This is a genomic window from Pseudomonas fluorescens NCIMB 11764 (genome assembly GCF_000293885.2).
Classification (GTDB): Bacteria; Pseudomonadota; Gammaproteobacteria; order Pseudomonadales; family Pseudomonadaceae; genus Aquipseudomonas; species Aquipseudomonas fluorescens_B.
Window position 1 is genome coordinate 6,456,170 of the sequence record NZ_CP010945.1, and the last position, 12,895, is coordinate 6,469,064.

A 12,895-nucleotide genomic window follows, 5' to 3' on the forward strand; every position below is an offset into this window, starting at 1 on the left:
GCCCACCACTAGACTGCGGGCCGGAGACACTGCCTTATAGACCCTGCTCAACAAATGGAACGGTCAGGGCCAATGCAGCATCCAGTGCGCCAGCGTCAGTACCACCGCCCTGCGCCATGTCTGGACGACCACCGCCCTTCCCGCCCACTGCCGCAGCGGCTTGCTTCATCAAATCACCGGCTTTGAGTTGGCCAGTCAGGTCTTTGGTTACGCCTGCAACCAGAACGACCTTTTCCTCATGGACACTGCCGAGCAGGATCACTGCGCGGCCGAGTTTGTTTTTCAGTTGATCGACCAGCGCCAGCAGCGCCTTGGCATCCTGACCGTCCAGACGCACGGCCAGCACTTTCACACCCTTGACGTCCAGGGCAGAGGCCGACAGATCGTCGCCCGCCGCGCTGGCAGCCTTGGCCTGCAACTGCTCGAGTTGCTTCTCCAGCAGACGGTTGCGCTCCAGCACAGCCGACAGCTTGTCGATCAGGTTGTCGCGGCTGCCCTTGACCAGGTTGGCCGCTTCCTTGAGTTGTTCTTCGGCAGCGTTCAAGTATGCCAGCGCTGCTGCGCCGGTGACCGCTTCGATACGACGCACGCCAGAAGCCACGCCGCCTTCGCTGATGATTTTCAGCAGGCCGATGTCGCCGGTACGGTTGGCGTGGATGCCGCCACACAGCTCAACGGAGAAATCGCCGCCCATGCTCAGCACGCGCACGTTGTCGCCGTATTTCTCGCCGAACAGCGCCATGGCGCCTTTCTTCTTGGCGGTTTCGATGTCGGTTTCTTCGGTTTCAACGGCGGAGTTCTTGCGAATCTCGGCGTTGACGATGTCTTCCAGAGCCTTCAATTGCTCAGGCTTGATGGCTTCGAAGTGGCTGAAGTCGAAGCGCAGGCGCTGACTGTCGACCAACGAGCCTTTCTGCTGAACGTGATCGCCCAGCACTTTACGCAAAGCGGCGTGCAGCAAGTGCGTTGCCGAGTGGTTCAGCGATGTGGCGTGACGCACGTCGGCTTCAACGTGGGTTTCAACCGGAGCACCAATCAACAGGCTGCCCGAGGCCAGTACGCCGTGGTGCAGGAACGCGCCGCCGGTTTTGGTGGTGTCGCGCACGTCGAAACGGCCGTTGCTCGATTGCAGGTAACCGCAATCGCCGATCTGACCACCGGATTCCGCGTAGAAAGGGGTCTGATCGAGAACGACCACGCCCTCTTCGCCTTCGCTCAGAACGTCGACCGACTGCCCGTCTTTATAGAGAGCAACGACTTTCGCCGAACCGCTGGTGGCTTTGTAACCGGTGAATTCGGTGGCCACGTCAACCTTGACCAGGCTGTTGTAGTCCATGCCGAACGAGCTGGCGGAACGCGCACGGACGCGCTGGGCTTCCATTTCGCGCTCGAAGCCTTCTTCGTCGATGGTCAGGCTGCGCTCGCGAGCGATGTCGCCGGTCAGGTCCATCGGGAAACCGTAGGTGTCGTAGAGTTTGAACACCACGTCGCCCGGCACCACGTCGCCTTTGAGTTCGGCCAGATCCTGCTCGAGGATTTTCAGGCCATGCTCCAGGGTCTTGGAGAACTGCTCTTCTTCGGCTTTCAGCACGCGCTCGATGTGAGCCTGCTGGGATTTCAGCTCAGGGAACGCTTCGCCCATTTCGGCGACCAGGGCCGCAACGATCTGGTAGAAGAAGCTGCCCTTGGCGCCCAGCTTGTTGCCGTGACGGCAGGCGCGACGGATGATCCGGCGCAGCACGTAACCGCGGCCTTCGTTGGACGGCAGCACGCCGTCGGCAATCAGGAAACCACAGGAACGAATGTGGTCGGCCACGACTTTCAGGGAAGCCTGTGCGTCGTTGGTGCAACCGATGGCCTTGGCCGATGCGTTCAACAGGCTCTGGAACAGGTCGATTTCATAGTTCGAGTGAACGTGCTGCAGCACGGCACTGATCCGCTCCAGGCCCATGCCGGTGTCGACCGACGGTGCTGGCAGCGGGTGCAACACGCCATCGGCGGTGCGGTTGAACTGCATGAACACGTTGTTCCAGATTTCGATGTAGCGGTCGCCGTCTTCTTCCGGCGAGCCCGGCGGGCCACCCCAGATGTCGGCGCCGTGATCGTAGAAAATCTCAGTGCAAGGGCCGCACGGGCCGGTATCGCCCATGGTCCAGAAGTTGTCGGACGCGTATGGCGCGCCTTTGTTGTCGCCGATGCGAACCATGCGCTCGGCGGGAACACCGATTTCCTTGGTCCAGATGTCGTAGGCCTCGTCATCGCTGGCGTAGACGGTGACCCAGAGCTTTTCTTTCGGCAGGTTCAGCCACTTGTCGGAGGTCAGGAAGTTCCAGGCGTAGGTGATCGCATCGCGCTTGAAGTAATCACCGAAACTGAAGTTACCCAGCATTTCGAAGAAGGTGTGGTGACGGGCGGTATAACCGACGTTTTCCAGGTCGTTGTGCTTGCCGCCGGCGCGCACGCATTTCTGGCTGGAGACGGCGCGGGTGTACGCGCGCTTTTCCTGGCCCAGGAAGCAGTCCTTGAACTGGTTCATCCCCGCGTTAGTGAACAGCAGGGTTGGGTCGTTGCCCGGAATCAAAGAGCTGGAGGCTACACGGGTGTGGCCTTGCTCTTCGAAGAAGCGAAGGAAGGCTTCACGGATTTCTGCGCTTTTCATTAGGTTCTTCCACGGAGGCTGCGGCCAAAGGCCTGTGCGAAACGTCAACAGACGAAGCGACGGCAAAGGGCCGCATTATATCGGCCCTGCGCGCGGGGTACAGCGTGTTTATACGATAGAAACGGTCAATTGGACGGCTAACGCGGTCAGTTGCGCGAAAACTCGACGAATGTCGCGATGACTTGCTCGATTTGCGCACGGCTGACGTCCATGTGCGTGACCATTCTAAGACGACTGGCGGCGCTGAGCTTGATCCCGCGCTCAGCGGCAAAGGCCTTGATCGCTTCGGCCTTGTCGCCCATTTGCACGTAAACCATGTTGGTCTGCACGGGTTCGACGTTGTAACCGGCGTCACGAAGTCCGTCCGCCAGGAATTGCGCGTTGGCATGGTCGTCGGCCAGACGCTGGACATTGTTATCCAGCGCGTACAAACCCGCCGCGGCCAGAAGCCCCGCCTGACGCATCCCGCCGCCGACCATCTTGCGCAGGCGGCGCGCCTTGCCGATCAACTCGACCGAGCCGCACAACACCGAGCCGATCGGCGCGCCCAGGCCTTTGGACAAGCAGACCGACACTGAATCGAAATGCCGGGTGATCTCGCGGGCATCAACGCCCAGTTTCACCGCTGCGTTGTACAGCCGGGCGCCGTCCAGGTGCAGGGCCAGACCGTGTTCACGGGTGAAGCTACGGGCGCGGGCCAGATACTCCAGCGGCAAGACCTTGCCCTGCATGGTGTTTTCCAGCGCCAGCAAGCGGGTACGAGCGAAATGGAAGTCGTCCGGCTTGATCGCTGCGGCGACCTGTTCCAGATCCAGCGAGCCATCGGCCTGCACTTCCAGCGGCTGAGGCTGGATCGAACCGAGCACTGCAGCACCGCCCCCTTCATACTTATAGGTGTGAGCCTGTTGGCCGACGATGTATTCGTCCCCGCGCTCACAGTGCGCCATCAAGCCCAGCAAGTTGCTCATGGTGCCCGTCGGCACGAACAGCGCCGCGGCAAAACCCAACCGATCGGCAAGCTCGGCTTCCAGTCGATTGACCGTCGGATCTTCGCCGTAGACGTCGTCACCGGTGGCCGCCCTGGCCATCGCGTCGAGCATCCCTGGAGTCGGCTGGGTGACGGTGTCGCTGCGAAGATCGATAACGCTCATGAATCTGGCCTCGGTAAGCAGGGGAAAATCCCGTTCAGGGGGGAATTACTGCGGCCTTGACGACGAATAATCAACCCTTGGGCGAGGAAAAGGCCGCTCAAGCGAGTGAAAAAGTTGATAACAATCATCAGATAGCCGCAATGCACAGGGGCGAAATATGTGTTAAAAACGCTGCGCCGCCAGACAATCTGACGGCAAAACGTTCTCAGGGCGGGGTGCAACTCCCCACCGGCGGTAATTGCGCGCAATGCGCATAGCCCGCGAGCGCTTGGCGACAGCACGGCTTTGGCGGTGACTGGCGACAAGGTCAGCAGACCCGGTGTGATCCCGGGGCCGACGGTCATAGTCCGGATGAAGAGAGAACGGGATTGGCGCCAAAGGGCCGTCCGCCGGCATTCGTGCGAGCGTGCGTACCCTTAAATCCCATTCGATTCATATGCCCTGTTTTTTACATAAACAGGAGTCAGAACATGCAACCCACCGCAATCGACAGCAAAAGCAAAAACCATCAGGGCGAGCGCGTTGCGTTCATTCAGGCCTGCTGGCACAAGGAAATCGTCGACCAGAGCCGTAAGGGCTTCGTCGCCGAAATGATTGCCCAGGGTTATCAGGAGTCGGAGATCGATTTCTTCGAAGTCGGCGGCGCCTTTGAAATTCCTTTGCACGCCAAACTGCTGGCCAAATCTGGTCGCTATGCCGGCATTGTTGCCGCTGGCCTGGTGGTCGATGGCGGGATCTATCGTCACGAATTCGTCGCCCAGTCGGTCATCAGCGGGCTGATGCAGGTTCAGCTGGAAACTGAAGTGCCGGTGTTCTCGGTGGTGTTGACCCCGCATCACTTCCACGCCGGTGAGGAACACCAGAAGTTCTTCTTCGATCACTTTGTGCACAAGGGTCAGGAAGCGGCGAAGACGTGTGCGGATACGCTGCAGAAGATGCGAGCCTTGCGTCGCAGTGAACACCGCGCAGTAGCGGTCTAAACACCGGACACAACTGTGGGAGCCAGCCTGCTGGCGATAGCGGTGTATCAGTCGACAACCAGAGTGACTGACACACTGCAATCGCTAGCAGGTTAGCTCCCACATTGGTTCTGCGGTGAATTCAGGCGAGGTTTTCGTCGGAAGTCGGCACGATCAGGATGCCGGCGCGCAGGCCATTTTTCACCTTGGGGTTCGGGAAGATGATCCGGGCGCCCTCTTCCTCGATGATCCAGCGGGTCTGGGCGATGTCTTCGGCCAGCAGATAGCCCACTTCCAGTTCCGAAAAGTTTTCAATGTCCGCTGGCAGGTTCAAGCGGAAGCTGTCGCTGTGCTTGATGATTTCCCGCGCCACACTGAATAACTGCAACCCATCCAGCGCCGCATCGTTCGGTTCCGGCTCGGAGCCTTCGATGATCTGTTTGAGGCGGGTTTCCAGCAATGAGACGTTGACGCCATCGTTCTGCCCGAACGGCCGCGCCTTGCCCAACTCCAGGGTGAAAGACTCGGCGCCGAGCTTGTCGTAGGTGTAGGAACTGAAAACGATGGACGGCTTGTTTTGCAGCAGCACCGCTTCCATACCGGCGGCGCGCAGGCGTGCCAGCTCCTGACGGGAATGCTGGCGACCTTCTTTCCATGGATACAGGGCGAACTGCTCGATTTTCGAGCCACGAATCGCCGTGTGCAGGTCGTAGTGCAGTCGCTCACGATCCGGCAGGCTGAAGAAACTGGCCGCCAGCCGCTCGAGTTCACAGGCGCGCAAAGCCTCGGAGCCACTGGTTTGTTCGTGACGGCCGTTGAACAGCCGGTTGACGTCCTGCTCGATAAAACGCTCGCCTCTGCGAATCGCGTCCGGGTTGCCGAACAGGAACAGAATGCGTGCACGCGGCTTCAAGTCGCCGCGGGCGATGTCATGCAGCAGGCGATCAAGCAACTCGATCGGCGCTGTTTCGTTGCCATGGATCCCGGCTGACAGCAGCAGGTCCAGGCCGTTGTCCCGAGCTTCAGGTGGCCGGACTTCCAGCGCACCTTCGCTCAACCAGCGCATCCGCACGCCTTCGACAGTCAGTTGAGTCTTCTCCGCCGGTTCGCGGCCGGCGAGGGTCAGTTCAAGCAGTTTGCCGAGGGCGAGCATAGAGCGGTTTCCTTAGTGGTCGTGTGCGCAATCCGGGCCGTGCACGTGGTCTTCGTCACCGACTTCAGCCGGTTCCATTTCCAGTTGCAGACTTACCAGATTAGTCGCCAATGGGCGCAGCAGCAGGTTGGCGTATTCAGCGTCACCTTCTTCGACGTCCACGCCGATCAGCAGTTGGCCGCGGCCATCTTGCTGAATCCACAGCTCTTTGCCTTGCCACAGGACCGCGACGCGGGTGCAGGAAGTTTCCAGTTGCGTGCCGTCGGTGTCTTCAAGGATCAGCTGCAGGGTATCGCTCATGTGTTTTACGCTCTCGGCTTTCAATTGATCTGGAATGGATAAACCGCGCCCAGTTTAAGGATTTGCGTCAGTTCATCCAGTGCCGTCCGGCACTCAAGCAGCAATTGCGGGTCCGCGAGATCGTTTTCGGTCATGCGGTCGCGGTAGTGCTTGTCGACCCATTCGGTCAACGTGCCGTACAACGGTGCCGTCATGATAACCCCTGGGTTGACGGCCGCCAGTTCGGTTTCATTCAATGCGACGCGCAGGCGCAGGCACGCGGGGCCACCGCCGTTCTGCATGCTTTGCTTCAAATCAAAAACTTTGACTTCGCGGATCAGGCCGCCAGAGCTGGTCAGGCCTTGCAGGTACTGCCAGACGCGCTCGTTGCCACGGCACTCTTCCGGCACGATCAACAGCATCGAGCCATCAGGACGCGACAGCAGTTGGCTGTTGAACAGGTAGGAACGCACCGCGTCTTCCACGGTGACCGCAGAACGCGGAACGCAGATCGACTGGAAATTCCCGCCGACCTTGGCCAGTTTGCCTTGCAGCTCGGCCAGCATCTGGTCGGTGTCGAGGAACGCGTCCTCGTGATAGAACAGCACTTCGCCGTTACCCACCGCGATCACGTCGTTGTGGAACACGCCCTGATCGATCACCAAAGGGTTCTGCTGCCCGTAGACCACGCCGTCGTCGCTCAAGCCGTGCAGACGGGCAACCGCTTGCGACGCTTCGAGCGTCTGGCGCGCCGGGTACTTCTGCGGCGCTGGATAGCGGGTATCGAACGCACTGCGACCGAACACAAAGAACTCGACGCCGGCTTCACCGTATTCACGGCAGAAACGGGTGTGGTTGGCCGCGCCTTCATCACCGAACTGCGCCACGGCCGGCAACGCGGCGTGGTGAGCGAAGTGTTTCTGGTCCGCGAACATCGCGCCCAGCACGCGGCTGGTGGTCGGGTGTTCGATGCTGCGGTGGTATTTGCAGTTGAGGTTGGCGGCGGTGAAATGCACGCGGCCGTCAGCGGTATCAGCGCTTGGGCTGACGGTGGCGGCGTTGGCCACCCACATGCTCGAGGCCGAGCAACTGGCGACCAGCAACGGCATTGCGTCTTTGGCAGCTCGCTCGATCACTTGCGCGTCGGTGCCGCTGAAGCCCAGGCGACGCAGGGCGGCCACGTCAGGACGCTCTTGTGGCGCCAGCACGCCTTGCTGAAAGCCCATTTCCATCAGCGCTTTCATTTTCGCCAGGCCTTGCAGCGCGGCTTCCTTCGGGTTCGAAGACTGCTGGCTGTTGCTCTGGGACGCTACGTTGCCGTAGGACAGGCCACCGTAGTTATGGGTCGGCCCCACTAGACCGTCAAAATTGACTTCATAGGATTTCATCAGCGAGGCTCCACGAGAATCTGTTGTTATAGGCTTCAGTAACTAAATTTGAGACCGAGGCGCAGCCATCGCCAGCAGGCTGGCTCCCACAGGTTCGGGGGTGTCCACACATTTGGTGTACGACCCAATCACTGTGGGAGCCAGCCTGCTGGCGATGGGCATCACGCCATCTTCACGCCGGGCGTCAGGGCCGCAGGCAACACCAGGCTCGGCGTTTCGAGCGAAGCCACCGGGTACGCGCAGTAATCTGCCGCGTAATAGGCGCTGGCGCGATGGTTGCCCGAGGCGCCGATGCCGCCGAACGGAGCGCTGCTCGCAGCACCGGTCAGCTGTTTGTTCCAGTTGACGATACCGGCACGGCTTTCCAGCCAGAACTGCTGATAACGCGCTTCGGAATCCGACAGCAGACCGGCGGCCAGACCGTATTCGGTGTCGTTCGCTTCAGCGATCGCCGCTTCAAAATCAGCGTAGCGGATCACTTGCAGCAGCGGGCCGAACAGCTCTTCGTCAGGACGATCGGCCACGGCCGATACATCCAGAATGCCAGGGGTCAACAACGCGGCTTGCGCCTGAGGCTGAGTCATTTCCAGCAGCGCCACGGCGCCATTGGCCAGCAGATGCTCTTGGGCATCCATCAGCGCTTTCGCCGCACCGAGAGAAATCACCGAGCCCATGAACGGCGCCGGTTGCTGATCGAAGGCACCGACCTCAATGGTCGAGCAGACCGCCACCAGGCGCGCCAGCAGTGTGTCGCCCCAGGCACCCTGCGGCACCAGCAAGCGGCGCGCACAGGTGCAACGCTGACCGGCGGAGATGAACGCCGACTGGATGATGGTGTAAACGGCAGCATCGAGATCAGCGACCTCATCGACCACCAGCGGGTTATTACCGCCCATCTCCAATGCCAGAATCTTGTCCGGACGACCGGCGAACTGCTGGTGCAGGTGATTGCCGGTGCGGCTCGAACCGGTGAAGAACAGACCGTCGATGCCCGGGTTCGCCGCCAGGGCGATACCGGTTTCGCGAGCGCCTTGCAGCAGGTTCAACACGCCTGCCGGCAGGCCGGCTTCGATCCAGCACTTGACCGTCAATTCGGCGACTTTCGGGGTCAGTTCACTTGGCTTGAACAGCACACTGTTACCGGCCAGCAGCGCCGGTACGATGTGACCGTTGGGCAAGTGACCGGGGAAGTTGTAAGGACCGAACACCGCGACCACGCCATGCGGCTTGTGGCGCAATACGGCGGTGGCGTCGCCCAGCGGGCCGCTCTTCTCGCCGGTGCGTTCACGGTAGCTCTGCACCGAGATCGCGATCTTGTTGACCATGCTGGTCACTTCAGTCGCCGATTCCCACAGCGGTTTACCGGTTTCTTCACCGATGCAGCGCGCCAGTTCGTCAGCGTTGTTTTTCAGCGCGGCGGCAAAAGCCTCCAGCACGGCGATGCGTTCATCCAGGGTGCGACGGGCCCAACCCGGAAACGCCTGACGCGCGGCTTGCACGGCGGACTCAACCTGAGCAGCGGTAGCGCCCTCGCCGGCCCACAGCACTTGCTGGGTCACCGGGTTCAGCGACTGGAAGGCTTCGCCCTGACCGGCCAGCCATTCACCTGCGATGTATAGCGAATTCATTATTTCGACTCCCGAGCAGCAGACAACGGAACGGCGCGAACCTGATCGCCGGCGTTGAGTTGAAGACGTTTGGCGGTCAGCGGATCGACGACCAGCGTGCCGGCGGCGAAGCGTGCTGGCGCGGCAGTGATCCGGCAGTCCTCGCGCTTGCGGTTGTGAATCAGGAACGGCGTGGCGTCGTCACCCGGTGTGCCAATGGCCAACACCAGCGCCTGACTGTCGCGCACCGCGCGGATCTTGCCGGTTTCGCATTCCACCGCCGGGCCGGCGTCGAAGATGTCGACGTAGCCCTGGTAGCTGAAACCTTCGCTCTTGAGCATCGACAGCGCCGGCTCGGTGTCGGGGTGAACCTGACCGATCACGTTGCGCGCATCCGGCGACAGGAAGCAGGTGTACAGCGGGAACTTCGGCATCAGTTCGGCGATGAACGCCTTGTTGCCCACGCCGGTCAGGTAATCGGCCTGGCTGAATTCCATCTTGAAGAAGTGGCGGCCCAGGCTTTCCCAGAACGGCGAACGCCCGGCTTCGTCGGACACGCCGCGCATCTCGGCGATGATCTTGTTGCCGAACAGCTGCGGGAACTCGGCGATGAAGAGCATCCGCGCCTTGGCCAACATGCGACCGTTGAGGCCCGTGCGGTAGTCGGCGTGCAGGAACAACGAGCACAGTTCGGAGTTGCCGGTCAGGTCGTTGGCCAGGAACAGCGTCGGGATCTCGCGATAGATGTTCAGCTCTTGGGACGCGCTGACCGTCAGGCCCACCCGGAAGTTGTACCAGGGCTCACGCAGACCGACGGCGCCGGCAATCGCGGAAATCCCCACCACACGACCGTTGTCATCTTCGAGCACGAACAGGTAGTCCGCATCGCCGCGCCCGGCTTCGCCGCGGAAGGTCTTCTCGGCCCAGCCGACCCGATGGGCCAGACGCTCTTCGTTGGCCGGCAAGGTGGTCAGGCCAGTGCCGGTGCTGCGGGCCAGGTCGATCAGAGCGGGTAAATCGCTGCTGCGTACGGGACGAACGATCATGCTATCTCCTCAAACGGGCCGCCAACGCCACCCGCGAAACTTCGCTGCTTTCTAGGCAATCAAACCGCTACAAGGCGCACGCTGGCACCTTCACCGACGCCCAGGGCTTCGGCTGCTTCCAGGTCCAGGGTCACCGGCTTGCCCGGCGCGTAATCGAGCTCGAGCAACACGGCGCGGTAATCCTGCAACTGCGCATTGGCCACCAGATATTGACGACCGGCGCCTTTGACCGGCTCACCGATTTTCACCGGGACCACACGGCTCTGGGCGATCGAACGGATCCCCGAGACACGTGCATGCAGGGTCGGGCCGCCGTCGAAAATGTCGATGTAGTGATCGGTCTCGAAGCCTTCGCGCATCAGGATGTCGAAAGTGATCTGCGCCCGGGGATGCACCTGGCCCATCGCTTCTTGCGCGGAGTCCGGCAGCAACGGCACGTAGATCGGGTAATGCGGCATCAGCTCGGCGAGGAAGGTCCGGCTCTTCAGACCGCACAGACGCTCGGCTTCAGCGTAGTTGAGGTCGAAGAAGTTACGGCCGATGGCATCCCAGAACGGTGAGTCGCCGTTTTCGTCGCTGTAACCGACGATCTCGGTCACCACGGAATCGGCAAAGCGCTCCGGATGGCTGGCCACGAACAGCAAGCGACCACGGGAGTTGAGCTCGGCCCACGGCGAACCCACCAACTCGCGCTGCACGTAGAAACTGGTCAGCAAACTGTTGCCGGTCAGGTCGTGGCACTGGGAGAGCACGTGGATCTTGTTATGAATCTTCAGCTCGCGGGAAGCGTGTACGAAGGTTTCATTGCGGAAACTGTAGAACGGCTCCGAATAACCGGCCGACGCCACGATGGCCGAACAGCCCACCAGCTTGCCGGTGACGGAGTCTTCGAGGACGAAGAAATAGCTCTCTTCACCGTTGAAGCTGACTTCGGCGGAGAACGAAGCTTCGCTCGCGGCGATCTTGTCGCTCAGGCGTTCAACGTCATCCGGCAAGGAAGTGACACCAATCGGGCTGTCCGCAGCCAGACGCTGTACCTCGCCCAGATCAGCCATTTGCGCGGGGCGCATCACCAGCATGGTGTCACTCCTTAATCTCAGAACTTACAGAAGAAAAAATCCCGGGCTGCCCCTGAAACAACTCAGAGTCAACTGTGGGAGCTAGCCTGCTGGCGATATCGTCCTGTCAGGCAACAATGATGTTGGCTATCAGGCCCTCATCGCTAGCAGGCTAGCTCCCACACGTTTGATCCAGCCCGAAACAAAAATTTGGTTCGACGCCTGAAGATGTCAGGCGTCGAAGGGTCTATCAGGCTTGCGTCAGTTTCGCCGCAGCGCGCTCGAAACGGTCCAGGCCTTCATCGATGTCAGCATCTTCTACCACCAGGCTTGGCGCGAAACGCACCACGTCCGGGCCGGCTTGCAGGACCATCAGGCCTTCGCGCTCGGCAGCGTTGAAGATGTCCTTGGCCTTGCCTTTCCAGGCATCGCTCAGCACGCAACCGATCAACAGGCCCATGCCGCGGACCTTGGTGAACAGGCCGTATTTCTCGCCGATCTGTTCCAGGCGCGCCTTGAACTTGTTGTGCTTGGCGTTGACGCCGGCCAGCACTTCAGGGGTGTTGATCACGTCAATCACCGCTTCGGCCACTGCGCACGCCAGCGGGTTGCCGCCGTAGGTGGTGCCGTGGGTGCCGACGACCAGATGTTTGGCCAGGTCTTCGGTGGTCAGCATGGCTGCGATCGGGAAACCGCCGCCCAGGCTCTTGGCGCTGGTCAGGATGTCCGGGATCACGCCGTATTGCTGGTAGGCGAACAACTTGCCGGTACGGCCCATGCCGGTCTGCACTTCGTCGAAGATCAGCAGCGCGTTGTGCGCAGTGCAGAGGTCACGGGCGCCTTGCAGGTATTCGAGTTCGGCCGGGATGACACCGCTCTCGCCCTGGATCGGCTCCAGGACCACGGCGCAGGTCTTGTCGGAAATGGCGGCTTTCAGCGCGGCCAGATCGTTGTACGGCACGTGGGTGATGCCGGTGATTTTCGGACCGAAACCGTCGGAGTACTTCGACTGACCACCGACGTTCACGGTGAACAGGGTGCGGCCGTGGAAGCTGTTGAGCGCGGCGATGATTTCGTACTTCTCGCTGCCGAACCGGTCGAAACCGACACGACGGGCCAGCTTGAACGCGGCCTCGTTGGCTTCGGCGCCGGAGTTGCAGAAGAACGCACGCTCGGCAAAGGTCGCGTTGATCAGCTTATGCGCCAGGCGCAGGGCCGGCTCATTGGTGAACACGTTGGACACGTGCCACAGCTTGTTCGCCTGTTCGGTCAAGGCACTGACCAGCGCCGGGTGCGCATGGCCCAATACGTTAACGGCGATCCCGCCAGCGAAGTCGATCAGCTCGCGGCCAGACTGGTCCCACACGCGGGAACCGGCGCCACGCACAGGAATGAAGGCGGCAGGCGCATAGTTGGGAACCATTACCTGGTCGAAATCGGCGCGTTCTACCGCAGCGTGCTCAACGGACATCGGAGTCTCCTGAAAAGGAACACTCGCCTGAAACTGGCGAGCGATGGGGGGATTGTAAGGACAGTTTTCAGCCCGGCCTTGCCGCCAAGCGACAACTTCTTATAGCGCAAACCCCGGTTTTAGC

Annotated in this window: 10 protein-coding genes and 1 riboswitch; of the genes, 1 reads left to right on the top strand and 9 read right to left on the bottom strand. The window is 61.0% G+C overall.

Features of this window, described 5'->3' with window-relative positions:
- Positions 1 to 34: 34 nt before the first annotated feature.
- Both alaS and ltaE read right to left on the bottom strand, forming a co-directional pair.
- Positions 35 to 2,659 carry an alanine--tRNA ligase gene (gene alaS, locus B723_RS29365; RefSeq protein WP_017340216.1) on the bottom strand — a complete coding sequence of 875 codons (2,625 nt, stop codon included), beginning with the start codon at positions 2,657 to 2,659 and terminating at the stop codon, positions 35 to 37.
- Positions 2,660 to 2,805: 146 nt separating this feature from the next.
- Positions 2,806 to 3,810: a low-specificity L-threonine aldolase gene (ltaE, locus tag B723_RS29370; protein WP_017340217.1), complete on the bottom strand. Its 1,005-nt coding sequence runs from the start codon at positions 3,808 to 3,810 to the stop codon at positions 2,806 to 2,808.
- 197 nt (positions 3,811 to 4,007) lie between these two features.
- A riboswitch (FMN riboswitch) is annotated at positions 4,008 to 4,178 on the top strand.
- Positions 4,179 to 4,280: 102 nt separating this feature from the next.
- Between ltaE and B723_RS29375 the strand changes: the two genes are divergently transcribed.
- A complete protein-coding gene (locus B723_RS29375; protein ID WP_017340218.1) occupies positions 4,281 to 4,790 on the top strand; it encodes a 6,7-dimethyl-8-ribityllumazine synthase in 510 nt (169 codons plus the stop codon).
- A 121-nt stretch (positions 4,791 to 4,911) separates the two neighbouring features.
- On the opposite strand, the gene astE is transcribed toward B723_RS29375, so the two are convergent.
- The 7 genes from astE to B723_RS29410 all read right to left on the bottom strand — a co-directional run bounded on the left by astE (position 4,912) and on the right by B723_RS29410 (position 12,771).
- Positions 4,912 to 5,922 carry a succinylglutamate desuccinylase gene (gene astE, locus B723_RS29380; RefSeq protein WP_017340219.1) on the bottom strand — a complete coding sequence of 337 codons (1,011 nt, stop codon included), beginning with the start codon at positions 5,920 to 5,922 and terminating at the stop codon, positions 4,912 to 4,914.
- 12 nt (positions 5,923 to 5,934) lie between these two features.
- Positions 5,935 to 6,222, bottom strand: a complete 288-nt coding sequence (locus B723_RS29385; RefSeq protein WP_010457234.1) for a hypothetical protein — start codon at positions 6,220 to 6,222, stop codon at positions 5,935 to 5,937.
- Positions 6,223 to 6,242: 20 nt separating this feature from the next.
- Positions 6,243 to 7,589, bottom strand: coding sequence for an N-succinylarginine dihydrolase (gene astB, locus B723_RS29390; RefSeq protein ID WP_017340220.1), 1,347 nt, complete (start codon positions 7,587 to 7,589; stop codon positions 6,243 to 6,245).
- A gap of 161 nt (positions 7,590 to 7,750) precedes the next feature.
- A complete protein-coding gene (gene astD, locus B723_RS29395) occupies positions 7,751 to 9,220 on the bottom strand; it encodes a succinylglutamate-semialdehyde dehydrogenase (RefSeq protein ID WP_193393037.1) in 1,470 nt (489 codons plus the stop codon).
- Positions 9,217 to 10,242 carry an arginine N-succinyltransferase gene (astA, locus tag B723_RS29400; protein WP_017340222.1) on the bottom strand — a complete coding sequence of 342 codons (1,026 nt, stop codon included), beginning with the start codon at positions 10,240 to 10,242 and terminating at the stop codon, positions 9,217 to 9,219. The genes astD and astA overlap by 4 nt, the downstream gene beginning before the upstream one ends.
- A 59-nt stretch (positions 10,243 to 10,301) precedes the next feature.
- The gene (gene aruF / locus B723_RS29405; protein ID WP_017340223.1) at positions 10,302 to 11,321 is read right to left on the bottom strand and encodes an arginine/ornithine succinyltransferase subunit alpha; all 1,020 of its coding nucleotides are present in this window, start codon (positions 11,319 to 11,321) and stop codon (positions 10,302 to 10,304) included.
- A 229-nt stretch (positions 11,322 to 11,550) separates the two neighbouring features.
- A complete protein-coding gene (locus tag B723_RS29410; RefSeq protein WP_017340224.1) occupies positions 11,551 to 12,771 on the bottom strand; it encodes an aspartate aminotransferase family protein in 1,221 nt (406 codons plus the stop codon).
- Positions 12,772 to 12,895 lie beyond the last annotated feature (124 nt).

Bases quoted from the DNA above. Each gene is read 5' to 3' on its own strand.
- astB (WP_017340220.1), bottom strand. From the start codon at position 7,589: ATGAAATCCTATGAAGTCAATTTTGACGGTCTAGTGGGGCCGACCCAT.
- B723_RS29410 (WP_017340224.1), bottom strand. From the start codon at position 12,771: ATGTCCGTTGAGCACGCTGCGGTAGAACGCGCCGATTTCGACCAGGTA.
- B723_RS29375 (WP_017340218.1), top strand. From the start codon at position 4,281: ATGCAACCCACCGCAATCGACAGCAAAAGCAAAAACCATCAGGGCGAG.
- ltaE (WP_017340217.1), bottom strand. From the start codon at position 3,810: ATGAGCGTTATCGATCTTCGCAGCGACACCGTCACCCAGCCGACTCCA.
- astE (WP_017340219.1), bottom strand. From the start codon at position 5,922: ATGCTCGCCCTCGGCAAACTGCTTGAACTGACCCTCGCCGGCCGCGAA.
- B723_RS29385 (WP_010457234.1), bottom strand. From the start codon at position 6,222: ATGAGCGATACCCTGCAGCTGATCCTTGAAGACACCGACGGCACGCAA.
- aruF (WP_017340223.1), bottom strand. From the start codon at position 11,321: ATGCTGGTGATGCGCCCCGCGCAAATGGCTGATCTGGGCGAGGTACAG.
- astA (WP_017340222.1), bottom strand. From the start codon at position 10,242: ATGATCGTTCGTCCCGTACGCAGCAGCGATTTACCCGCTCTGATCGAC.
- alaS (WP_017340216.1), bottom strand. From the start codon at position 2,659: ATGAAAAGCGCAGAAATCCGTGAAGCCTTCCTTCGCTTCTTCGAAGAG.